The following is a 22,821-nucleotide window of genomic DNA, read 5'->3' as shown; positions in this document are numbered from 1 at the left end:
CTCTACCGGTTCAGGGGTTCCGTGACGTACAGGCGATGGTTGGTTACGTCTGATGGTAGTGCCGGCCGCTGGCCGGCAACCATGGATTCCTGAGCAGCCGGCCAGCGGCCGGCTCTACCGGTTCAACCGTTGGTCGCCCATTGGATGAACGCCCAGCGTCGCGTTGGTGCCATGCCGAAACGATGCTGCGGCGAGCGGGCATGCCATGCACGTACGCGTGCTTCCTCATCCGCATCCAACGCACCAAACAGCTCTACTGCCTGGCGCACCAGGCCATCGGCATCCTGTGCGACATCACGCACCGATTCGGGCAGGTAATCCACCTGCGGCTCGCGCCCCATGTCCAGCAGCATGTTGATCGGGTAGCGATGGTCGGGCATCGGCACCCAGTCACGGCCAAGCAGCCCGGCCAGCTCCGGTACGCCGGCACGAGGGCCGGTGGCGAAAGTAATGCAAGCGCGCTGGCGGGCGTGCGCATCCAGCCTGCGCAGCGCGGCCTCCAGATCCGGCACCATCAACGAGCGCGAGGCAATGGCCAGATCGCAACGTGGCACGTCGTCCCAGTCGTCGGTCCACGACAGCGCCCACGGTGTGATGTTGCCGATGCCGTCGCGGGTGATCGCGGCGCGCAGTCCTTCGAGCATGCCGGTGCTGTAGTCGAGCGCGTGCACATGGCCCACCTGTGCGGCAATTGGCAGGCTCAGCAGGCCGGGGCCACAGCCGACATCCAGCACCGTGGCCACGCCACTGAGATCAAGCCGGTCGAGGAATGCCTCGCTGTAGTCATCGTGGCGCCGCTTCCAGCTGGACTGCGCGGCACGCGTATCCCAGGCACTGGCCGGCTTGGCTTGGAAACCACAGGCCTGCAGGTGTTGGCGATAGCGTGCGCAGTGGTCGATCGGGGTCGGTAGGGGGGTACTCATAGTGGCGTTCCAGAAGCGGGCAGGGCGGCGGCGACGCGTGTGGCATCGACGCCATACAGGGTGGCGAGGCGCTCGGGCGTTGCGACCTCGCGGGCAGGACCGAGCACCTGCAGGCTGCCAGCGGACATCAACGCGATGCGATCAGCCACCTGCAGCGCGTGCTGCGGTTGATGGGTGGACAGCAGCACGCCGATGCCACGCTCGGCCAGGCGGCGCACGGTATCGAGGATGCGCAGCTGGTTGCCGAAGTCGAGGCTGGCGGTGGGTTCATCCATCACCAGCAGTTGTGCCTGCTGGGCCAGTGCACGTGCGATCAGTACCAGCTGGCGTTCGCCACCGCTGAGCGTGGTGACGGTGCGTTCGGCCAAGGTCTGCAGGCCCAGTTCGCGCAGGCAGTCATCGGCGATGACCTCGTCGGCGCGACCGGGTGCGGACAGCAGGCCCAGGTGCGCGGCGCGGCCCATGGCCACCACCTCGCGCACGCGCCAGGCAAAGGGCAGCGGCGCGGCCTGCGGCACGTACGCCATGCGGCGGGCGCGGGCGGCGCGATCATGCGCGTGCAGCGGCGTGCACTGCAGGTCCACTTCGCCGCGAACCGCAGGCAGCAGGCCGAGCAGGGTGCGGAACAGGGTGGTCTTGCCACAGCCGTTCGGGCCAAGCAGGCACAGCACCTCGCCGGGCTGCACCGACAGTGCAAACGGCACGCCCAGTGCCACGCCGGCATGGCCGATGACCAGGCCACGTGCTTCCAGAAGCGGGGCCGCAGCATTCATGGGCGACGCTCGCTGCGTGCCAGCACCAGCAGGAAACACGGCACGCCGACGAAGGCGGTGAGGATGCCGAGTGGCAGTTCGATCGGCGCCAGGGTGCGCGCCAGCGTATCGGCGGCAAGCAGGAAGCTGGCGCCGAGCAGCAGGCTGGCCGGCAGCAGGCGACGGAAGTCGGCGCCGACCAGCAGCCGCGCGATGTGTGGAACCACCAGCCCGACCCAGCCGATGATGCCAGCCAGCGACACCGCTGCCGCCGTGCACAGCGTGGCGGCGGCGATCAGTGTCCAGCGCAGCGGGGTGACCGCCACGCCCAGCGCGCTGGCCTCCTCGTCACCCAGGCCCAGCAGGTTCACCCGCCAGCGCAACAGCACCAGCGGCAACAGCCCGATCAGCAGCAATGGCGCGGTGACCTTGAGGTCGTCGATCACCACCGCGTTCAAACCACCCAGCAGCCAGAAGGTGATCGACGGCAGCTGCGTGTACGGATCGGCCAGCAGCTTCAGCAGCGAGATGCCGGCGCCGAGCAGCGCCGAGCAGCGCCGACACCGCGACGCCGGCCAGCACCAGCACCAGGACCGGATCGTGCCGCCGCACCAGCGCTGCCACCAGGCAGACCAGGCCCACGGCCCCAAGCCCACCGGCGAAGGCGATGCCCTGCACCAGCAGCATCGGCAGGCCGAGGAACAGCCCCAGCGACGCACCGAGGCCCGCGCCGGCCGAGACGCCGAGGATGTCCGGCGATACCAGCGGATTGCGGAACATGGCCTGGTAGGCGGCACCGGCTGCCGACAGTACCGCGCCGATCAGCATGGCCGCGAGCACGCGTGGCAGGCGGATGTGCCAGAGCGCGGCCTGCACTGCGGGCGCGCTGGGTTCGCCGATGCCGAACAGCTGCCAGCCGATGGCCTGCAACAGCGCCGCCGGGCGCACCGGAAACTGGCCGACCGAGAACGCCAGCAACAGCATTGCCAGCAACAGGCTCCAGCCACCGGCATGCCAGGTCCAACGTGGAAGCGTTCGCATGTTCAGGCGTTCGCATCCAGGCTGCGTGCAAGCGCGGCGGGCAGTGGCTGGCCCCACAGCAGCTGATGCAGCGTGCCGATGCGGCCGCGCAGTGCGGCGGGTGCCAGCGCGGGGACTGCGCCCGGATGCAGCCTGGACAGCAGCCAGGGCAGGCCGGGCAGGCGGTTGACACCGGGCGGACCATCCAGCCATCCGAATGGCAATACCGGCGCGCAGTGCAGGCGGCGCTCGCGCACGGCACGCAGGGCGCGCCAGCGCGGGTCCTGTGCCGCCTGCGCGGCGAAGCCAGCATCCTGGGTCAGGATCACGTCCGGATCCCAGGCCAGCAGTTGTTCGAACGACACCCGGGCAAGGCCCCCGGCGCCGGCACTGGCAGCCACGTTGCGGCCGCCACAGAACTCGATGACTTCGGTGTTGATCGAGCCGGACAGACCGCTTTCCAGGCCATCGCTGCCACGCCCGTAGTACACGGTGGGCCGCGTCGCAGCGGGACGCGTCGCCAGCACCTCGTGCACCAGTGCCAACTGCGCCTCCGCCGCCTGCGCCAGTGCTTCGCCACGTGCGGCAACGCCCAGCAGCCGGCCGACGTGGCGCAGCTGCGCCGGATGATCGGGCAGACGGCCGGCAATCAGCTCGAACGGAATCGCGGTCTGCTTCCAGACCCGCTCGGCCGAGTCGCGGTAATTGGCATCGAAGTCACCGGCATCCAGTACCAGGTCCGGCTGCATCGCAAGCAGGCGTTCAAGGCTGACCGTGCTGCCGCGCCCGGCCAGGCGACCGACCACCGGCAGCGTGCGCAGCGACGCCGGCAGCTGCGCCAGGGCTTCGGGCGATACCTTCATCGGCCAACCGAGCAGACGTTCGGGTGCCACGGCGGCGAGCAGTACCGCAGCCGGCGGACCGGCCGCGAACACGCGCTTGGGCGTGGCCTTGGGCGCACCCAGCCGCAGCACGCGCTGCGCCGGCATCGCCAGCAACTTGGCATTGACGACCAGCAACGGTGCCAGCGCGAATGCCTGCAGCAGGGCGCGCCGCCTCATGCGGCGGCCTCCGGCGCGGTGCGGCAGGCATCCCACCAGGCCTGCAACGCCGCGTCATCGGCGGGCAGCTCGACGGCCATGCCGCCGGTGAACTGGCGCCACGCGTCGAGGTAGGGCAGCTTCACCGCGGTCAACAAAGGAATGCCGGCCAGCATCAGCGCCAGCAGCTCATCGGCCATGCCGCCGCCTTCCGATTCCAGCGTGCCGAAGCGGTTGGCGATGGCCAGCGCGGCGTGGTCCTGCAACGCGCGGCGCAGCACCACGCTGGCATCGGCGATGCCGCCCGGGTCCAGGTTGCAGCCACAGGAGGCCGGGCCCAGCGCCTGGCTGATCGGATAACGCGAACCGGGATCGGTCACGTCCATCAGTGCCATGCGCTTGTTGCCGTTGGCGGTGGGTTCGTGCGGCAGGTGCACCAGCCCGCGCACGCGGTGGCCGGCGGCCAGCTGGCGTGCGGCGAACGCGGCCAGCAGGGCATCGGGCTCGCCGCTGTGGTCATGCACGATGGCCGCGATGCGCGGGGCCTGTATGGCGCTCATGCTCAGAACCTCCAGTTGGCATTGGCGAACCAGGTGCGGCCCGGCATCGGGTAGCCGTCGGCCAGTTCGTACCATTTGTCACCGATGTTGCGCACGCCGAGGTCGAAATCCCAGGCGTCGCGCGGGCTCCAGCTGGCCTTCAGGCCGGTGATGCCATAGCCGGGCAGCTCGCGCACCGGACGTGTGGCATCGGCGTAGCTGACCTTGCGGCCCTGTTCGGCTTCCAGCGTGGCCTGCAGCTTCAGCTGTGGCAGAAGCTGCCAGCCCACCGCCATGAACAGCCGTTGGCGCGGACTGTCGAGCAGGGCCACGCGGCGGTCTTCCAGGTTGGTGCGGCGCAGCCAGGTGTAGCTGGTCTGCAGGTCCCAGTCGTCGCCGATGCGCTGGCGCAGACCCAGTTCCACGCCCTGGTGGCGGGCCTTGCCGATGTTCTGCGCCTGGTTGCAGGTGCTGCCACCGCATTCGCGCGAGGCCACCACGGCGTTCTGGATCAGGTCATCGATGCGGCTCTGGAAGAGGGCGGCCTGCAGTTGGCCACCGTCCCACCAGCGGCCACGCAGGCCGACTTCGAAATGCGTGGCATGTTCGGCCTTCAGGTCCGGGTTGGGCAGCGCCGCACCCATGCGCGCCGAGTAACGATCCTTGATGGTCGGGAAACGCGTGCGCCGCGCGGCGCTTGCGTACCACTGCTGGTCCGGCGCCAGCTGCTGCACGTACTCCAGCACGGCGTTGGTGGCATCGGTGCTGCCGGTCGGCCAGAAGTACACGCGCTTGGCGTCGCGGCGGTCATGGCCGATACCCACGCGCAGGTGCGAGGTGTCGGTCAGCGCGATGCGGTCCTCGATCGCCATCGAAGTGGTGACATCACGGAAGTCCTTGGTCGGCGAGTGCGGGTTGCGCTCGCTGTGCCGGTCTTCCTTGTAGTGGATCGCGAACTGCAGTTCCTGGCGCGGCAGCGCCGTGGTGGCCAGGGTCACCGAGCCGCCCACGGTGCGGTCATCGTAGATGCTGGGGAAGCTGCTGTTGTCCATCGCCACCTGGTAGCTGCCGTCGGTGTAGGCGTCCAGGCCGTTGCCATAGGTATCGCGGTAGACGCGGGTGCGCAGCGTAGTGTGCTCGCCCAGGCGGGTGTTGCCGATGAAGTACAGGCTGTCCTTGTCCCACCACGGCCAGCGCCAGTAGCGGATGCCGCTGCGCGCTGTGCCGGTGTAGACCGGGTTGTCCTTCTCGCCGTCCTGGCGCGCGTAGCCGATTGCGTACTCGTCGCCCTCGCGCGGGGTGTAGCCCAGCTTGAACGACAGGCGACGGTCGTCGCGCGAGGCATTGCGCCGGTCCTTGCCGGTGTCGGTGGGTACGCGCTTGTAGTCGACGAAGCCATCCGGCAGCGGAAACTCATCGGCCTTCAGGATCGACGCACCGAGCTGGAAGTACCAGTCGCCACGACGCCCGCCGAGGTTGACCGCCGCCTTGCGCTCGCCGCCATCGGCGATGCCCAGCCGCACGTCGCCTTCCAGCGGGCGCTCGGGGCGGCGGCTGACCAGGTTGATCGCACCGCCGAGGATGTTCGGTCCGTACAACAGCGAGGCGCCGCCGCTGGCGACCTGGATCTCGGCCAGGTCGAAGGTGGTGAAGCGGCCGAAGTCCACGTAGCCGTCATAGGGCACGTACAGCGGGATGCCGTCGAGGAACACCGGCACCTGGCGCGCATCGAAGCCGCGCAGGTAGACCATGTCCTCGTTGCGCGAGTTGCGCGCCAGGCTCACGCCCGGCAATACGCTGACCGCATCACCGACCGTGTTGCGGTCGAGCTGCTGGATGCGTTTGGCGTCGAGGCTGCGTTCGGCCACGGTGGGCGACGTGCCGCGCTCGGCATGCACGTCGATCGTGCCCAGGGTGAACACCGGCGGCGAGGCCGTGTCGGCCGCGGTGGCGGCAAGCGGGAGCAGCAGGGCGGACAGGGGTAGAACGAAACGACAGGTACGCATCCTCGCGAGTCCTCGGGTTCGTTATATCCAAGATGATATAACGGTTGGCAGGGGTCAACTTGATGACCGACCCGGGGATTCTCGGCGCTGGCCGGCACGGCCACCTTGATCGATATCAAGCACGGTGCAGGGCGGTCACGCCGTACACTGGCCGCTCGCGCGAACGCAGGGATCGAAGCACGATGAGTGAGGCCGAGCCGCCGTTGGAGCTGCAGGGCAACCTGTGGCTGAGCATTGCCGGGCAGAGCGTGGGTGGGCGCGGACGCTTCGCGCTGCTGGGCCTGATCGATGCGTGTGGCTCGATCAGCCAGGCCGCCAAGCGCATGGGCATGACCTACAAGAACGCCTGGGACGCGGTGGACGCGATGAACACCGCGGCCGGCGAACCCTTGGTCGCGCGCAGTGTGGGCGGCCGTGGTGGTGGCGGTGCGCGACTGACCGAGCGCGGCCACAAGCTGATCGCGCGGTTCGAGGAGGTCGAGCGCGCGCACCGTACGTTCCTGCAGTCGCTGCAGGCCACCCCCGGGCTGGACGAGGATCTGGCCCTGATCCGGAGAATCGGCATGATCACCAGTGCACGCAACCAGTTCCACGGCCGGGTCAGCGCGCTGGCCACCGGCGCGGTGAATGATGAAGTGCAGATCGAAGTGGCACCGGGCCTGGCGCTGGTGGCCACCATCACCCATGGCAGCGTGGAATCGCTGGGGCTGGCGGTGGGCGTGCCGGCCTATGCGCTGGTGAAAGCCTCGTCGGTGATCGTGGCGCAGGGCGAGGGCGCGCGCTACTCGGCGCGCAATCAGTTCACCGGCACGGTGGAGCGGATCACCGAGGGCGCGGTGAATGACGAGGTGGTGGTGGACATCGGCCATGGCTGCAGCGTGGTGGCGGTGATCACCCGTGCCAGTACCGCAGCGCTGGAACTGCGCGAAGGCAGCACGGCAACAGTACTGTTCAAGGCGTCGAGCGTGATCGTGGGCGTGCCGATGTAGAGCGGTCTGGTAGTGCCGGCCGCTGGCCGGCAGCTTCATGGTGCGAAGCGCAGCCGGCCAGCGGCCGGCTCTACCGATCAAGGGTTCGTGTGGTCCAGTGGTGATGGATCAATACAACTCGCAGTGCGTGCGGCCTTCACCTCGTAGCGTGTCCCAGTGCCCCTGGCCACCGACGGTGATCACCCGCGCCAGTACCGCAGCGCTGTTCAAGGCGTCGAGCGTGATCGTGGGCGTGCCGATGTAGAGCGGTCTGGTAGTGCCGGCCGCTGGCCGGCAGCTTCATGGTGCGAAGCGCAGCCGGCCAGCGGCCGGCTCTACCGATCAAGGGTTCGTGTGGTCCAGTGGTGATGGATCAATACAACTCGCAGTGCGTGCGGCCTTCACCTCGTAGCGTGTCCCAGTGCCCCTGGCCACCGACGGTGATCACCCGCGCCAGTACCGCAGCGCTGTTCAAGGCGTCGAGCGTGATCGTGGGCGTGCCGATGTAGAGCGGTCTGGTAGTGCCGGCCGCTGGCCGGCAGCTTCATGGTGCGAAGCGCAGCCGGCCAGCGGCCGGCTCTACCGATCAAGGGTTCGTGTGGTCCAGTGGTGATGGATCAATACAACTCGCAGTGCGTGCGGCCTTCACCTCGTAGCGTGTCCCAGTGCCCCTGGCCACCGACGGTGATCACCCGCGCCAGTACCGCAGCGCTGTTCAAGGCGTCGAGCGTGATCGTGGGCGTGCCGATGTAGAGCGGTCTGGTAGTGCCGGCCGCTGGCCGGCAGCTTCATGGTGCGAAGCGCAGCCGGCCAGCGGCCGGCTCTACCAGTCGAGCGTTCGTGCAATCCAGTGGAATGGATCAATACAACTCGCAATGGGTGCGGCCTTCGCCCCGCAGCGCGTCCCAGCGCCCTTCGCCACCGATGGCATCGATGGCCTCGCGCACCGCGCCTTCCAGATGGCTCTTGTTGCCGCACAGGTACAGATGCCCACCGCGGGCCAGTACATCGCGCACGTCATCGCCGCGCTGCTGCAGCACATGCTGCACATAGACCTTTTCGACGCCGTCGCGCGAGAATGCAGTATGCAGGCCGGCCAGCACGCCTCGCGTGTGCCAGTCCTGCAGCTGTTCGCGGTACAGGTAATCGTGCTGGCTGTGCTTCTCGCCGAACACCAGGTGCACTTCGCGCGCACAGGCGCTGGCCTGCAGCTCCTGCATCAGCCCCATCAACGGTGCGATGCCGGTGCCGGTGCCGACCAGCAACAGGGGGGCTTCGCCGGTATCGGGCAGATGGAAGCCGGGGTTGGAGCGGCAGTACACACGGGCATGGTCGCCACCGTGCAGCAGGCTGCCGGTGGCTGTGCCAACGCGCTCGCGGCCGCGCAGGGTGTAGCGTACTTCGCGCACGCACAGGCTCAGCTGGTCGTTGCAGGGGTGCGAGGCAATCGAATAGGCGCGCGGCAGGCGCGGTGACAGCAGCTCGTGCAGGCGGGCCAGCGGCACGCTGTCCGGGGTAGCGTGGTCCTGCAGCACGTCCAGCAGGTCCAGCCCGTGCAGGTAGGCTTCCAGCTCGCGTTTCTGGCTGACCTTCAGCAGGCCCTTCAGCACCTCGCTGCCGCCGAGCCTGGCCAGTTCGCGCAGCACGCCCTTGCTCAGCAGGCGCAGCTCGCGGTCATGCAAGGCGGTCACGGCGGCAGTGTCGCCATACCAGGTGGCCAATGCCTGCAGCAGGGCAGGGTCGTTCTCGGGTACTACATGCAGGGTGTCGCCCGCGCGGTACGCCATGCCACTGCCGGCAATGTCCAGCTGCAGGTGCCAGGCGGCCGGGTCGCTGCTGTTCAAGCGGCGGCGTTCCAGAATGGGGGCGGCAAAGGCGTTGTCTTCGCCATAGGCGGTGACCTGCAGGTGCAGGTCCTGGCCCGCGTTCACGTCGCCGTCCAGCACCTGGCCCAGCACTGGCTGCCATTGCTGGAAGAACTGCTCGTAGCCCAGGTCGGCATCCACGCGGTGCAGCAGCGGCTGCGCCTGGCGCTCGCTCAGCGCGGCATCCAGCGCCTTGGTGAAGCCACAGAAGCTGGGGTAGCCGGTGTCACCGAGGCCGAACACCGCATAGCGCAGGCCACTCAGTGTCGGGGTCTGGCGCAGCGTTTCGAAGAACTGCTCGCCGTTGGCTGGCGGTTCGCCGTCACCGAAGGAACTGGAGATCGCCAGCAGCACATCGCCGTGGCCGAGGCTGGCCACGTCGATATCGTTGAACGGGAGCACCTGCGGCGCGTGCGGCTGCAGGTCCGCGCCCAGGCGCTGGGCCAGGGCGCGGGCATTGCCCGACTCGGACGCGAAACCCACCAGCAGGCGGCTGAAGGGCGTACTGGTCGGGAGGGCGTTCACGCGGCCTCGTAGAAGTCGTCGAACTTTTCCTTGCTGAACTCGACCAGGTCGTAGTTCTGCATCAGGTCGTTCACCACGCGGCGGATGCTGATGTACGAGGTGATGTTGCCCTCGGCATCGAACAGCGGCTGCACGGTGGTGTCCACCACGTAGAGCACGCCGCCCTTGCCGAGGTTGGGCACGATGCCGGTCCAGGTCTTGCCGGCCTTGATGGTGTCCCACATGTCCTTGTAGACGGCCTTGGGCACGTCCGGATGACGCACGATGCTGTGCGGCTGGCCGATCAGCTCCTCGCGGGCGAAGCCGGTGAGCGTGCAGAACAGGTCGTTGGCGTAGGTGATGTTGCCCTGCAGGTCGGTGGTGGAGATCACCATGACGTTCTGCATGGCATTCAGCAGCTGGGCGTTGTCGGGGGTGTAGCTCATCGCAGGGTCCTTGTGGATGCCGGTAACGCCGGCGTGTTCGGGTCCTGCATAGAAATACGCCCGCACGGCGGCGGGCGGTTTGACATTGATCAAGTGGGTGGCTGGATCGGCTGCGACCGGGTGTCGCAGGGAGAATCTCTGCAGAGACGAGCCCATGCTCGGCTCACGCGGCAAGCGGGAATGCCAGCAGCCGAGCATGGGCTCGGCTGCTACAGGAACGGCGAGCGCGTCAGCCCATCAGATAGCGCAGTACACCCGCCGAGACCACGCCGATCAGCACCGTCGGCAGCATCGACAGCCGCGTGGCAGCCAGCAGGGTGATCGCCAGCGCGGCGAGGTCGGCGGGCTTGTCGGCGACGAAGTCGGGCGCGATCACCGAGATCAGCACGCAGCCCGGCGCGGCTTCCATCACCGTTACCGCGCGCTTGCTCAGTGTGCGGTTGCGCAGTGCGAGGAAGCCGACGATGCGGGTCAGGTAGGTGGCGGCGGCCATCAGCACGATGGTCAGCACCGAGGTCCAGTGGATCAATCCGTTGAAGATCATGCCGCGTCCTCCGCCAGCAGCCAGGCCGCGGCCAGGCCCGCCAGTGCGCCGCTGGCCACGTACCACGCACCCGGCACCAGCAGGTAGGTGGCAGCGGCCACCACCAGGCTGACCAGCCACGGGCGCGCGGCCTTCATGCCCTGCCACATGCCGCGCAGCAGCACCAGGAACACGGCGGGGAAGGCCATGTCGAAGCCGTAGGCGTGGATGTCGCCCAGCATCGGCCCAACGATCGCGCCCAGCGCGGTGCAGGCCACCCAGACCGTGTACAGGCCTGCCGACACACCCAGGTAATAGGCCAGGCTGAAGCCGAGCGCACGGCGGCGCGCATCGGCCACGCCCATTGCCCAGCTTTCGTCGCACATGAAGAACAGCGCCGGCAGCACGCGGCGGCGCGGCAGGTGCTGCAGCAGCGGGGCCAGGCTGGCACCCATCAGTAGGTGACGGCTGTTGACCAGCGCGGTGATCGCCACGATCAGCGCGATATGCGGCGGCGAGGTCCACAGTTCGACGGCGGCGAATTCCGAGCCGCCGGCGAAGTTGAGGCCGGTCATCAGCGGCACTTCCAGCGCGCTCAGGCCCTTCTGGGCGGCCTGGGCGCCGAGCACCAGGGCGAAGGGAATGAAGCCGATCATCACCGGTATGGCGGCGCGCAGGCCGCGCAGGAATTCGGCGCGCGGGGCGGTATCGCAGGTATCGGGCAGGGGGAGGGTGGTACGGGCGTCCATGGAACGGCACAACGAGGTGGGGGTGGCCCATGCTAGCGGCCTGATCGCGAAATCGGGTTGCGTTGATGCCATTCGATTCGGGAATATTGAGATTCCATGCGGCCAGGGTCGCCAAAGGTGAAATCCCATGCAGTATCAGCTCGACAACCTCGATCGCCGCATTCTCGATGCCCTGCAGCGTGACGGTCGCCTGCAGAACCTGGAGCTGGCCCGGCAGGTGGGCCTTTCGCCCTCGGCCTGCCTGCGGCGGGTGCGGCTGCTGGAGGAAGGCGGCTACATCGACCGCTACGTTGCCCTGCTGAACGAGGCCAAGGTGGGGCGTGGCTTCACTGTGTTCGTGCGGGTGTGGCTGCGCGGGCAGGACGAGGACACCACCAACCACTTCATCAACAGCATCAAGTCTTTCCCGGAAGTGCTTGAATGCCATCTGATGGCGGGCGACTGCGATTTCCTGCTGCGGGTGGCGGTGGCAGACCTTGATGCCTACCGGCAGTTCCAGATGCAGCACCTGAACCGGATCGCCGGGGTGCAGAACACCAAGACCGAGATTCCGATGCAGCGGATCAAGCAGACCACCCAGTTGCCGCTTTGAGGGATGGGGGTTCCGGCCGGGTTGCACCTGGCACCCGCGGTAGTGCCGGCCGCTGGCCGGCAACGTCAGGAGCAACAGCCGAAGCAACAGCGTGCATTAGCCGCTCTTGGTGGGTGTCGACCTTGGTCGACACGTTTTGGCCGGCAAGGGGTCGGATCCCGTTGCTGCGCAACGGGCTCTGACCCCGGGAGCAGATGAACATGTCTGTTCGATTCATTGATGCCTGATCCGTGACTGGCTCCAGGAAGGCTGGCCCGACGGTCGGCCGTGGGCGGCGGTCATCGCAATGACATGTGCCCCCGGTACGGTTTGAGCCCGCTTGCTGGTCGCGCGCGGGCCGGGGTTCCGGTCGTGGCGCGCGTCCACTGCAGCTGCTGTCGCTGCCGAGGGTCATGTGTTCTACGTCAGGGGGCTGAATGGACACCATGCGGTCAGAACTTGGAAGGTGGCCATCGCCGCATGGCTGCTGCTGTCCTTTGCCGCTGTGGCGCAGGACGGTGTTCATGCCTACGACATCCCCGCGCAGCCGCTGGAGCAGGCGGTCGAGCGCTTCAGCGTCATCAGCGGGTGGTCGGTGATGTACCCGGGCGATCTTGCCGCGGGCCGTAGCAGCCATGCGCTGCGCGCCAGCCTTGCGCCGCTGCCTGCCTTGCAGATGCTGCTGCAGGATTCCGGTATCGAGGCCGAGGTGATCGGCGAGCAGCGCGTGGTGCTGCGGCGGGGCACGCCCGCGGCAGCCGAACCCGGTATTGGCGCCGAGCTCCCGGATGCCGAGCGTCGGCGCCGCTATGGCGGGCTGCAGCAGCGCCTGCGTGCGGCGTTCTGTGACGACCCCGAGATCGCGCCCGGCCGCTATGCCGCAACGCTGCGCTTCCACGTCGACGGCGAGGGCCAGGTGCAGCAGCCCGAGCTGCTGTCCGGCAGTGGCAGTGCCCGCCGCGATGCGCGCCTGCTTCAGGCGCTGCAGGGCCTGGTGCTGGCGCGCGATGCCGCTGCGCTGCCGCAGCCGGTGACCCTGCAGATCCGTCCTTCCGGCGCCGACCACGACTGTGGCCGGCGCGCGCCCCTTCCATGACTTCAAGGATTCGAACATGAGCAACGGTACGGCTGGGGCAGTTGACCTGATGGACCACCTTCTGGGGGCCTACGACGAGCTGAAGCGCCGGCTGGTGCGCAAGCTGGGCTCGGAGGAGCTGGCCGGCGATGCGCTGCAGGACACCTGGATGCGCCTGAGTGCGCGCCGTGACCGCCTGGATGCCGTGCAGAACCCCGCGGCCTACCTGTTGCGCATGGCGATGAACACGGTGATCGACCGCCAGCGTGCCGACCACCGCCTGCTGAGCCTGGAAGAGGTGGATACGCTGATGGAGATGGCCGACCCGGCACCGGGCCCGGCGCAGGCGGCCGAACTGGATTTCGCGCTGGAAGACATGGTCGGCCTGCTGCAGCGCATGCCCGAGCGCCGACGCCGCATCCTGCTGGCGATCCGCGTCGATGGCCTGCAGCAGCGCGACGTCGCCGACCAGCTGGGCGTGTCATTGCGGCTGGTGCAGCGTGAGTTGAAGGCGGCCCAGGATTACCTGGCCGAGCGCAGCGGGCAGGGGCGCCAGGTGCGGTTCTGAGCGGCGGCATCCGTCTACACTTTGACGCCGAGCAGAACCCCGCAGCGTGCGGGTCCGGCATGAGCCCCCATGGATCCTGACGATCGCCCGCAACGCCCGCTGGATGCCGTCGAGCGTCAGGCCCACGCGTGGGTGGTGCGGCTGACCTCGGGCGAGGCCACCGCCGCCGATGGGCGCAGGTTCCGTGAGTGGTGCGAGGCTGATCCGCGTCATCGCGAAGCATTCGGCCGTGCGCGCCGGCAATGGGAGCAGGTACGCCTGGCCGGCGAACAGCTGCCCGCTGCTGCGCGCCAGCCGGTCGCGCCGACGCCGGCCCAGCGCTGGAGCCGGCGCGCCTTCCTGGGCGCCGCGATTGCCGCACCGGCCAGTCTGGTGGTGGTGGCGGCGATCCGCCCGCCGCTGGGGCTGTGGCCCTCGGTGACGGCGATGGCGGCCGATTTCCACACCGGCACCGGTGAACGGCTGCAGATCGCGCCCTTGCCGCAGCTGAAGATCGAACTGGATACGCAGAGCAGCCTGCGCCGTCGTTCGGATACGCAGGGCGAAGGCTTCGAGCTGGTGCAGGGCCAGGCCGCGATCGAAACCCAGGCAGGCCTGCGCCTTGCCCTGTTCGCGGGGCCGGGCTGCGTGATTGCCGATGAAGGTGCGGTGCGCCTGGACGTCCGCAACACCCACGGCCAGGTACGGGTAACCTGCCTGCAGGGCAGCGCCCGCATCGAGCACCCGCAGGGCCGCCTGCAGCTGCAGGCGGGCCAGCAGACCCAGTACGACGAGCGCCTCAGTGGCGTGGTGGCCGAAGCCCTGGCCTCGGAAGTGAGCGCCTGGACCGAGGGCATGCTGGTGTTCCGCCGCGCTCCATTGCGCGAGGTGGTGGATGAAATCAACCGCTACCGCCGGGGCAAGGTGCTGCTGGGCGAATCGGCATTGGCGCGGGCCCCGGTCAGCGGCCGTTTCCGCATCGATGATCCGGACGCGGCGCTGGAGCAGCTGCGACTGACGATGTCGCTGGATCTGCGTCGCTTTCCGGGTGGCATTGCCGTCCTTGGTTAGATGAAGACGCTGGCCGTGCGCGCCGCGCAGGGCTGTTGCAAGCAAGGAGACGCCAAGGATGCGCAACGAGACCATCGGTGTGCTGGATCTGCGCCGCAATCTGTCGGCGTTGCTGGAAACCACGCAGCGACGGCCCTTGATGGTGCATCGCTATGGATCGCCGTGGGTGTGCGTGGTATCCGATGCGCAATGGCAGCAACAGGCCGTTCTGCTGGAGTTCGATCCGCAGTCCCACCCGTTGGCGATGCTGTTGCGGCTGCAGCAGCAGGTGCTGCCCCTCGCTGAGGCCGGCACGCTGCCGCCTGCGGCGATGGCGCGCGTGCTGCTGCTGATGGGCATGCACGGCATCGACGATCTCGTGCAACTGCACGAACAGGTACAGCACCATCGTCTTTGGCACTGGTTCGTGGCCGGCACCCATGGCGTGATGGATGGCTGGCAGCTGCCGGCGCTGCGTGTTGCGATGGCGTCATGGTGTGATGACGTGGATATGTCCAATGCGCTGACAACGTTCGCCGCACGCAGCGATGTGGCGATACTGGCGCGCCGTTGCGGGGGCGAAGCGCCGCGACTGGAGCGCGAAGCCTGCAGGCAGATGACGCTGCGATGACGTTGCTGATGAAGCGCCACGCAGCGCACAGAGACGCATTCGCGTTGTCGCTTCACCTGCCTTGCTGACGTCTTCTCCAGAGTACGACGCACCACGCGTCGTGGAGCACGGGCGGCGCCGATGGCAGATAGTCGCAGGATCAGCATGCTGGAACTGGATCGCCACCTGAGCCAGTCGCTGGAGCAGGCTCGGCACACGCCTGTGAACGTGCAGCGCTATGGGCACTCGTGGGTCTGGGTGCTGTCCAGTGATGCCTGGGCCGATGCGGCGCGCTGGGCGGCACTGGACAGCAGCGCGCATCCGCTGGCCGCGTTGCGGCGCGCCCTCGATCTGCAGCTGCGGCCCTGGCCCGAAGCGGCCATGAACGCGCTGCCGCTTGACGCGGGCGATGTGCGGCAGCTGCAACGTGCGGCGTTGCTGGTGGTCGTGCGTGATCTCAACAGTGCGCAGCGCGTGTACGACGATCTGCGCTACCACCAGGCCTACCGGATGTTCATCGGCCTCGACCATGGCACCGCGTGGTCGCCGATGCAGTGCGTGCGCCTGCTGCAGGCCTGCGCGCACCCGTTGCTGCGCGGCTGCATCGACGATGCGCTGGCCAGCGTGCCGCAGCACTTGTTCGAGTCTGCATGTGTACCTGCGGTACGTGCTGCGCCTGCACAGGCACACGCGCAGCGAATAGCAGGCGGATGTTTATCGTACTGACACATGCACCGCTGACCATGGCGCAGCGGTCTCTTCCAGGATGACGAGGGCGGAACAATGGCAAGGCAGGTGGGTGGTCGCAGGGCTCGGCAGCAGGGCTTCAGCCTGATCGAGATCATGGTGGTGGTGGTGATCATCGGCATTCTCGCGGCATTGATCGTGCCGCGGTTGATGGACCGTCCCGACCAGGCGCGCGTGGTGGCGGCGCGCCAGGACATCGCGGCGCTGATGCAGGCATTGAAGTTGTTCAAGCTGGACAACGGGCGCTATCCCAGCGCCGAACAGGGCCTGCAGGCGCTGGTGAAGCCGCCGCAGGGCGGCGGTGCGATGCCGGTGACACCGTATCTGGATCGCCTGCCGAATGACCCATGGGGCCATCCGTACCAGTACCAGATTCCCGGAACCCATGGCGACATCGATGTGTTCTCGCTGGGTGCGGACAGCAAGCCCGGTGGCGACGCCGGGAACGCGGACATCGGCTCCTGGCAGCTGTGAGGCGTGCAGATGACAGCCCGGACGCGTTCGGTCCCGTGCACCCGCCAGCGCGGCATGGCGGTGATCGTCGCCCTGCTGGTGGTGGCATTGGTGGCGGTGATTGCCACTGCACTGCTGACCCGGCAGTCGGCACAGCTGCGTGCGCTGCGTGGCGACCAGCTGCGTGCGCAGGTGCGCATGGCGGTCGATGCCACCCTGGAGCGCGCGGCGCAGCAGCTGCGTGACGATGTAAAGGAGCAGTTGACCACGGTGCGCAGCGGCCGTTGGGCGCGTCCACTGACGCTGCAGGCGCCGCTGCCGGTGCAGCTGCAGCTGGTCGATGCACAGTCCATGTTCAACCTGCGCACCCTGCTGGCCTATGGCAAGCCGGACCCGGAGGCACGGCGCGCGTTCATCGCGCTGTGTGCCGGGCAGGGCTTGGGGCAGGGTGCCTGTGCATCTGCTGCCGATCACATCCAGGCGAGGCTGCGTGATGGCGACCTGCAGGCGCAGGCGCCGTTGCCGCGTGAATCGCTGATCGAGCAGGCCCTGGCGGGCGCCGACCCAGTGGCGGTGCAGGCACTGGCACGGCGCACCGTGGTGCTGCCGGCCCAGACCCTGGTCAATGCCAACACCAGTGACATCAGCGTGTTACAGGCGGTCACTCCCGGCGTGGAGCCGGGGCGCCTGCAGGCGCTGCTCGGTGAGCGCGACGGTGGCCATTGGCTGCTCAACCGCGGCGATATCGCCAATCGACTGCAACTGAGCAACGCGCAGATGGCCGTGGTGCCGCTTGGCATTCATAGCGAGTGGTTCCTTGCCGTCGGCCAGGTACAGGCCGATGGCAATGCGGTCGACTTCCGGGCCCTGATCTGGCGCGAGTACCGCGACGATGGAGCGCGCGTGCAGCGCGTGTGGACGAGGATCGGCGCATGAACATGCAGCTTCGGGTGCGCCTGCCGGCGCTGGAGTGCCTGCGCGCCGACAGTACGGTGGAGTGGGTTCAGCTGCACAAGGGCGAGGTAGTGGCACACGGCCGCGACACGCTGGCCGCGCTGGGTCTGCGTCATCCGCAGGCGACGGTGCGCGCCTGCCTCGATCCGCATGACCTGATCCTGCTGGAACTTCAGCTGCCGCCGTTGTCCGGGCGGCGCCTGCAGTCGGCGCTGCAGGGCGAGGTGGAGGCGATGCTGCTGGATGACCTGCAGGAGGTGGCGCTGGCCCACGGTGCGCAGGCGGCTGACGGCACGGTTCCGGTGGCCTGGCTCGGCCAGCAGGCAGTCCTGCAGGCGCAGCAGCTGCTGGCCTCGTGCGCACTGCAGCTGCAGGCGCTGTATCCGACGCCGCTGCTGCTGCCGTGGCAGGACGCACAGGCCACGCTGCAGGTCAGCGGCGAGCACCTGCTGGTGCGCAGCGGGCGCGATCGTGGGTTCGTCCAATGGTATGGCGGACGTGACGCGGGTGCCGTGATGCAGGCTCTGGCCGTGCGTCTGCAGCAGGCCGGCGTGCAGGCCGTGCAGTGGATCGACAGCGTGCCGTCGGCGTGGCCGGAGAACCTGCCGGCCACCGTGGTCGCGCATGAACGGCAGGCATGCGGACCCGTGCCAGCGTGGTCGTTGCCACTGCCGGGTCGCAGCAGGCAGGCACCCCGCGTGGCGATCGGCCTCGCATTAGCGGCGGTGTTGCTGGCTGCGCTTGGGCTGCAGCTGCAGGTCTCGCGCTGGCGCAGCGAGGGTGAGGCGTTGCAGCAGGACGTGGCGCGGCAGTTCAGCTCGCACTTTCCGGAGATCACCGATGTGGTGGACCCGGTGCTGCAGGCGCGGCGCGCGCTGGCCGTGCCGTTGCCGGCGCCGCCGTTGCCACCGGTGCAGCGGCAGGTCGCAACGATGCTGCAGGCGATTCCGGAGTTGGGCGGCCAGGTGCGCGGCCTGCACTATCAACCCGGCCAGTTGGAACTGGAGCTGGACGCCGATGCGCAGGCGGTAGCCGATGACGCACAGCGGCTGGAACAGTGGCAGCAGGCGGCGCAGGCGCAGGGCCTGCAGCTGGCGCGCGAGGCCGGTGGACGCCTGCGCGTGAGCGGGGGCGGACAGTGACCGCCAGAGCCGTGCGCCTGGGCGAGGGTGTGGCCGGTCTGCAGCGACGCTGGCAGCACCTGCCGTCGCGCGATCGCTGGATGCTGTGGGTGATGGTGCTGGCGCTGCTGGCAGCCGGGCTGTGGTCATTCTGGCTGGAGCCGCTGCTGAAACAGCGTGCGCACTGGCAGGCTGAGCTGCCGCGGCTGCAGGCGCAGGCGCGCGCACTGGCGCCGCTGCTGCGTGCACGCGAACGCCAGCAGCAGGTGCAGGGGCAGCGCCCGACGCTGGCCGCGCTGCGTAATGGAATCAAGTCCGCCGGCCTCGCCGATGGACTGCATGTCGAAGCACGCGACGGGCGTTGGCACCTGCAGGTGCAGGCCGTACCTGCTGACGCACTGTGGAACTGGCTGCTGCCCGTGCTGGCCGATCCGGCCATCGAACTGCAGCAGCTGCAACTGACACGCACAGGGGATGCGAACATGCCGGCGGCACGGATATCCGGAAACATCGTGATGGCACTCACTGCGGGTGGCCATTCATGAGGGCGATGCGCAGCCTTGCCTGCAGTACTGTACTGGCCCTGATCGTGGGCGCCGCTCACGTTGTTGCACCGGCACAGGCGCAGGACGCCCCCGATGAGCCGGTGCAGCTGAACCTGGTGGATACCGATATCGGTGGCGTGCTGCGCATGGCAGCACGGTTCACCGGCCGCCAGTTCCTGGTCGACCCGCGGGTGACCGGCAAGATGACCGTGGTTTCCGATGGTCCGGTCAGCCGTACCCAGGCCTACCAGTTGCTGCTGGGCGCGCTGCGCATGCGTGGCTTTGCGGTGGTCGAGAACGGCGGCGTCAGCCGGGTGGTGCCGCAGGCCGACGCCAAGCTGTTGGGCGGGCGCGTCGGCACCGGCGGTGCGGGCGGTGAGGTCGCCACGCGCACCTTCGCGCTGCGCTACGAGAACGCGGCCGCGCTGGTGGCGGTGCTGCGGCCGATGATCAGCCCGGACAACCCGATCACCGCCAATCCGGGCAACAACACCCTGGTGATCACCGACTATGCCGACAATCTGGAGCGCATTGCGCGGGTGATCGCCAGTGTCGATACACCGGCCGGCATGGACACCGACGTGGTGAAGCTGCAGCAGGGCATCGCGGTGGACGTGGCTGCGATGGTCGCGCCGCTGCTGGATGCCCAGGGCGCCGAGCCCAGCCAGAAGGTGGTGGTGATGGCCGACCCCCGCAGCAACAGCGTGCTGCTGCGTTCCAGCAGCCCGGGCCGAACGCGCCTGGCGCGGCAGTTGGTGGAGAAGCTGGACCGCGCGCAGGACGAGTCCGGCAACCTGCATGTGGTCTACCTGCGCAATGCCCAGGCCAATCAGCTCGCCGGCGTGCTGCGCGGCGTGGTGGCCGGGCAGAGCGATGCACCGGCAATGGGCAGCAACGAAGGCATCACGCCACTGCCGGGTGACGCCAACCGCGCCACACCGGCGCAGCCGTCGCAGCCGTCGCAGTCCAAGACCGGTGGCAATGCGCTGGAATCGCAGCGGCTGGACCCGAACCGCCGCGACCCGATCGACGCCGGCAGCACCGGCTTCAGCCAGAATGGCATTTCGGTGCAGGCGGACGTGGCCACCAACACGCTGCTGATCTCCGCCCCCGAGCCGGTGTACCGCAACCTGCGGCGGGTGATCGACCAGCTCGACCAGCGTCGTGCACAGGTGCTGGTGGAAAGCCTGATCGTGGAGGTCAACCAGACCGACGCGGCCGAACTGGGCGTGCAGTGGATGCTGGGCAATGGCCGCACCTTCGGCGGCACCCACTTCGGCGGCACCACCGGTGGCAGCGGGCTGAACACCACCGCACGCACCACCCTGGACGTGCTGCCCAAGGATGGCCTGAAGATCGGCGTGATCGACGGCACCATCAACCTGCCCGGCGTCGGCCAGATCCTCAACATGAAGGCGTTGGCCAACGCGCTGCAGAGCAAGGGCGGTGCCAACATCCTGTCCACGCCGAACCTGATGACGCTGGACAATGAAGCGGCCAGCATCATGGTCGGGCAGACCGTGCCGTTCGTCAGCGGCCGCTACGTGACCGACGGTGGTGGCGGCAGCAACAACCCGTTCCAGACCATCGTGCGCGAGGACGTGGGCCTGAAGCTGCGGGTGCGCCCGCAGATCTCCGAGGGCGGCACGGTGAAGCTGGACATCTACCAGGAAGTCAGCAGCATCGACGCGCAGAGCGCGAACAGCACGGCCGGCATCATCACCAACAAGCGCGCCCTGGATACCAGCGTGCTGCTGGACGACGGCCAGATCATGGTGCTGGGTGGCCTGCTGGAAGACAGCGTCAGCCATGGCCGTGATGCGGTGCCGGGGCTGGGAAAGATCCCGGTGCTGGGTGCCTTGTTCCGCAGCGACACGCGCAAGCGCGCCAAGACCAACCTGATGGTGTTCCTGCGCCCGCACGTGGTGCGTGACCCCGCCGCCGGCCAGCGCCTGACCCGCGACCGCTACGACTACATGCGCAACGCGCAGGCCGGCGCGCAGCCGGTACAGAGCTGGGCCTTGCCGACGCTGTCGGCACCGCAGCTGCCACCGCAGGACCTGTCTGTACTCGGCCAGGGCAATGCACGCGATGGCCAGGGCCAGCCGCTGCAGAACAGCAGCCTGGCGGCGCTGTACCCGTCCGGTGACGGCGATGCGCAGCTGGTGCAGTTCGCGCAGGGGCTGGACCCGGCGCGTGCCAGCCAGGGCGTGGCGCAGGTGCGTGCACTGGGCCTGCAGGCCTATGCCGAAACGACGCCCGGCGAGAGCGGGCAACGCCTGCGCGTGCGATTGCCGCGCGATCCGGCGACGCTGGACCCCGCGCTGCAGCAGCTGCGCGGGCTGGGCTACACGCCGGAACTGGTGATCGGGCCGTGAGCGCCGCCGCGCCACTGCCGTACGCCTGGGTGCGCAGCCATGGCGTGATGCTGTCCGAAGTTGGCGGCGAGTCGGTGCTGCTGGGCACCGCCGAAACCGCGGCGTGGGCCGTGGCCGAACTGCGCCGACGGCATGGCCCGCTGCCGTTCCAGGCGCTGGATGCAGCGACCTGGCAGCAGCGGCTGGGTGAGCAGTACCGTGACGGCGGCGATGCCGCTGCCGTGGTCGGGGCTGCTGAAAGTGAAGTGGATCTGGACCGGCTGATGCAGGACATGCCGGAGGTCACCGATCTGCTGGATGCACAGGACGATGCGCCGGTGATCCGCATGATCAACGCGCTGCTGGCACAGGCCGCACGCGATGGCGCCAGCGATCTGCACATCGAGCCGTTCGAGACCCATTCGGTGGTGCGCTACCGGGTGGACGGCACCCTGCGCGACATGGTGCAGCCACGGCGCGCACTGCACGCGGCGCTGGTGTCGCGCATCAAGATCATGGCCCACCTGGACATCGCCGAGAAGCGGCTGCCGCAGGACGGGCGCATCGCGATCCGGGTGGGTGGGCGTCCGTTGGACATCCGCGTCTCCACGGTGCCGACCGGGCATGGCGAGCGTGCTGTGCTGCGCCTGCTGGAGAAGGATGCCGGCCGCCTGCAGCTGCAGCGGCTGGGCATGGCCGATGACACCCTGGCCACGTTCACCGGATTGATCCGCCAGCCGCATGGCATCGTGCTGGTCACCGGCCCGACCGGCAGCGGCAAGACCACCTCGTTGTATGCGGCGCTGGGCCAGCTCGACAGCAGCACCAGCAACATCCTCACCGTGGAGGACCCGGTGGAGTATGACTTCGCCGGCATCGGCCAGATTCAGGTCAACGCGCGTATCGGCATGAGCTTCGGCACGGCGCTGCGCGCGATTCTGCGCCAGGACCCGGACACCATCATGATCGGTGAGATCCGCGACCTGGAGACCGCGCAGATTGCGGTGCAGTCGTCGCTGACTGGCCATGGCGTACTGGCCTCCCTGCACACCAACGACGCGATCTCGGCGGTGACCCGCCTGGCCGACATGGGCGTGGAACCGTTCCTTCTGGCCTCGTCGCTGCGCGGCGTGCTGGCGCAGCGGCTGGTGCGGCGGCTGTGCACGCAGTGCCGGCGCGCCGAGGTGGACGACGAGGGCCGTATCGTGTGGCGTGCGGTGGGCTGCGCGGCCTGTGCCAACAGCGGCTACCGGGGACGCACCGGTATCCACGAACTGTTCGTGGTCGACGACCGCGTGCGTGCGCTGATCCACGAAGGGCAGGGGGAACCTGCGCTGCGCGAGGCGGCACGACGTGCCGGCATGCGCACGTTGCGCCAGGACGGCCAGCGCTGGGTCGACAGCGGGGTGACCACGCTGGAAGAGATCCTGCGCGTCACCGGCGACGACTGAGGCTT

The 22,821-nt window shown here is 68.5% G+C and carries 23 protein-coding genes and 1 pseudogene; 13 read left to right on the top strand and 11 right to left on the bottom strand.

The window, feature by feature from the left end; genetic code table 11:
* Positions 1 to 122: 122 nt before the first annotated feature.
* The 7 genes and pseudogenes from D5301_RS09610 to D5301_RS09585 all read right to left on the bottom strand — a co-directional run bounded on the left by D5301_RS09610 (position 123) and on the right by D5301_RS09585 (position 6,280).
* Positions 123 to 923, bottom strand: coding sequence for a class I SAM-dependent methyltransferase (locus D5301_RS09610; protein ID WP_153855498.1), 801 nt, complete (start codon positions 921 to 923; stop codon positions 123 to 125).
* Positions 920 to 1,696, bottom strand: coding sequence for an ABC transporter ATP-binding protein (locus D5301_RS09605; protein WP_153855497.1), 777 nt, complete (start codon positions 1,694 to 1,696; stop codon positions 920 to 922). The genes D5301_RS09610 and D5301_RS09605 overlap by 4 nt, the downstream gene beginning before the upstream one ends.
* A complete protein-coding gene (locus D5301_RS09600) occupies positions 1,693 to 2,331 on the bottom strand; it encodes an iron ABC transporter permease (RefSeq protein WP_324187304.1) in 639 nt (212 codons plus the stop codon). The genes D5301_RS09605 and D5301_RS09600 overlap by 4 nt, the downstream gene beginning before the upstream one ends.
* Positions 2,300 to 2,659 (bottom strand): annotated as a pseudogene (locus D5301_RS24380) (iron chelate uptake ABC transporter family permease subunit); the annotation flags it as partial. The pseudogene D5301_RS24380 and the gene D5301_RS09600, both read right to left, overlap by 32 nt.
* 59 nt (positions 2,660 to 2,718) lie before the next feature.
* Positions 2,719 to 3,756 (bottom strand): ABC transporter substrate-binding protein, encoded by a 1,038-nt coding sequence (locus tag D5301_RS09595; protein WP_153855496.1) that lies wholly within the window; start codon positions 3,754 to 3,756, stop codon positions 2,719 to 2,721.
* Positions 3,753 to 4,295 carry a DUF2478 domain-containing protein gene (locus tag D5301_RS09590; protein WP_194936623.1) on the bottom strand — a complete coding sequence of 181 codons (543 nt, stop codon included), beginning with the start codon at positions 4,293 to 4,295 and terminating at the stop codon, positions 3,753 to 3,755. The genes D5301_RS09595 and D5301_RS09590 overlap by 4 nt, the downstream gene beginning before the upstream one ends.
* Before the next feature lie 2 nt (positions 4,296 to 4,297).
* Entirely contained in the window at positions 4,298 to 6,280 is a 1,983-nt protein-coding gene (locus tag D5301_RS09585; RefSeq protein ID WP_153855494.1) for a TonB-dependent receptor, read from the bottom strand.
* 182 nt (positions 6,281 to 6,462) lie between these two features.
* On the opposite strand from D5301_RS09585, the gene D5301_RS09580 reads away from it, so the two are divergent.
* Positions 6,463 to 7,269 (top strand): TOBE domain-containing protein, encoded by an 807-nt coding sequence (locus D5301_RS09580; RefSeq protein WP_110712527.1) that lies wholly within the window; start codon positions 6,463 to 6,465, stop codon positions 7,267 to 7,269.
* A gap of 839 nt (positions 7,270 to 8,108) precedes the next feature.
* Here the strand turns inward: D5301_RS09580 and D5301_RS09575 are convergent.
* The 4 genes from D5301_RS09575 to D5301_RS09560 form a co-directional block, all read right to left on the bottom strand.
* Entirely contained in the window at positions 8,109 to 9,638 is a 1,530-nt protein-coding gene (locus D5301_RS09575) for a sulfite reductase flavoprotein subunit alpha (RefSeq protein ID WP_324187300.1), read from the bottom strand.
* A complete protein-coding gene (locus D5301_RS09570; RefSeq protein WP_032128130.1) occupies positions 9,635 to 10,063 on the bottom strand; it encodes a PAS sensor domain-containing protein in 429 nt (142 codons plus the stop codon). Before D5301_RS09570 ends, D5301_RS09575 begins: the two co-directional genes overlap by 4 nt.
* Positions 10,064 to 10,292: 229 nt before the next feature.
* Complete coding sequence (locus D5301_RS09565; protein WP_005409898.1) at positions 10,293 to 10,607, bottom strand: AzlD family protein; 315 nt, start codon at positions 10,605 to 10,607, stop codon at positions 10,293 to 10,295.
* Entirely contained in the window at positions 10,604 to 11,335 is a 732-nt protein-coding gene (locus D5301_RS09560; RefSeq protein ID WP_153855493.1) for an AzlC family ABC transporter permease, read from the bottom strand. The genes D5301_RS09565 and D5301_RS09560 overlap by 4 nt, the downstream gene beginning before the upstream one ends.
* Before the next feature lie 127 nt (positions 11,336 to 11,462).
* Between D5301_RS09560 and D5301_RS09555 the strand changes: the two genes are divergently transcribed.
* The 12 genes from D5301_RS09555 (at position 11,463) to gspE (ending at position 22,816) form a co-directional block, all read left to right on the top strand.
* Positions 11,463 to 11,927: an Lrp/AsnC family transcriptional regulator gene (locus tag D5301_RS09555; RefSeq protein WP_005409896.1), complete on the top strand. Its 465-nt coding sequence runs from the start codon at positions 11,463 to 11,465 to the stop codon at positions 11,925 to 11,927.
* A gap of 394 nt (positions 11,928 to 12,321) precedes the next feature.
* Positions 12,322 to 13,002, top strand: a complete 681-nt coding sequence (locus D5301_RS09550; protein ID WP_032128127.1) for a TonB-dependent receptor — start codon at positions 12,322 to 12,324, stop codon at positions 13,000 to 13,002.
* A 16-nt stretch (positions 13,003 to 13,018) separates the two neighbouring features.
* Positions 13,019 to 13,549 (top strand): sigma-70 family RNA polymerase sigma factor, encoded by a 531-nt coding sequence (locus D5301_RS09545; protein ID WP_032128154.1) that lies wholly within the window; start codon positions 13,019 to 13,021, stop codon positions 13,547 to 13,549.
* A 69-nt stretch (positions 13,550 to 13,618) separates the two neighbouring features.
* Positions 13,619 to 14,599 carry a DUF4880 domain-containing protein gene (locus D5301_RS09540; protein WP_107433708.1) on the top strand — a complete coding sequence of 327 codons (981 nt, stop codon included), beginning with the start codon at positions 13,619 to 13,621 and terminating at the stop codon, positions 14,597 to 14,599.
* 58 nt (positions 14,600 to 14,657) lie between these two features.
* The gene (locus D5301_RS09535) at positions 14,658 to 15,209 is read left to right on the top strand and encodes a hypothetical protein (RefSeq protein ID WP_153855492.1); all 552 of its coding nucleotides are present in this window, start codon (positions 14,658 to 14,660) and stop codon (positions 15,207 to 15,209) included.
* 144 nt (positions 15,210 to 15,353) lie between these two features.
* Positions 15,354 to 15,914 (top strand): hypothetical protein, encoded by a 561-nt coding sequence (locus D5301_RS09530; RefSeq protein ID WP_228756369.1) that lies wholly within the window; start codon positions 15,354 to 15,356, stop codon positions 15,912 to 15,914.
* Positions 15,915 to 15,971: 57 nt separating this feature from the next.
* On the top strand, positions 15,972 to 16,409 hold the full coding sequence (gene gspG / locus D5301_RS09525; RefSeq protein ID WP_110712520.1) for a type II secretion system major pseudopilin GspG: 438 nt from the start codon (positions 15,972 to 15,974) through the stop codon (positions 16,407 to 16,409).
* Positions 16,410 to 16,418: 9 nt separating this feature from the next.
* Positions 16,419 to 17,324, top strand: coding sequence for a type II secretion system minor pseudopilin GspK (gene gspK, locus D5301_RS09520; protein ID WP_153855490.1), 906 nt, complete (start codon positions 16,419 to 16,421; stop codon positions 17,322 to 17,324).
* Positions 17,321 to 18,484: a type II secretion system protein GspL gene (gene gspL / locus D5301_RS09515; protein WP_153855489.1), complete on the top strand. Its 1,164-nt coding sequence runs from the start codon at positions 17,321 to 17,323 to the stop codon at positions 18,482 to 18,484. The genes gspK and gspL overlap by 4 nt, the downstream gene beginning before the upstream one ends.
* On the top strand, positions 18,481 to 19,008 hold the full coding sequence (gspM, locus tag D5301_RS09510; RefSeq protein WP_324187299.1) for a type II secretion system protein GspM: 528 nt from the start codon (positions 18,481 to 18,483) through the stop codon (positions 19,006 to 19,008). The genes gspL and gspM overlap by 4 nt, the downstream gene beginning before the upstream one ends.
* Positions 19,005 to 21,386: a type II secretion system secretin GspD gene (gspD, locus tag D5301_RS09505; RefSeq protein ID WP_153855488.1), complete on the top strand. Its 2,382-nt coding sequence runs from the start codon at positions 19,005 to 19,007 to the stop codon at positions 21,384 to 21,386. Before gspM ends, gspD begins: the two co-directional genes overlap by 4 nt.
* Positions 21,383 to 22,816, top strand: coding sequence for a type II secretion system ATPase GspE (gspE, locus tag D5301_RS09500; protein WP_324187298.1), 1,434 nt, complete (start codon positions 21,383 to 21,385; stop codon positions 22,814 to 22,816). Before gspD ends, gspE begins: the two co-directional genes overlap by 4 nt.
* The last annotated feature ends 5 nt before the right edge of the window (positions 22,817 to 22,821 follow it).

The organism is Stenotrophomonas sp. MH181796, assembly GCF_009659995.1.
Classification (GTDB): domain Bacteria; phylum Pseudomonadota; class Gammaproteobacteria; order Xanthomonadales; family Xanthomonadaceae; genus Stenotrophomonas; species Stenotrophomonas riyadhensis.
This window is presented reverse-complemented; position numbering and strand designations above follow the sequence as displayed.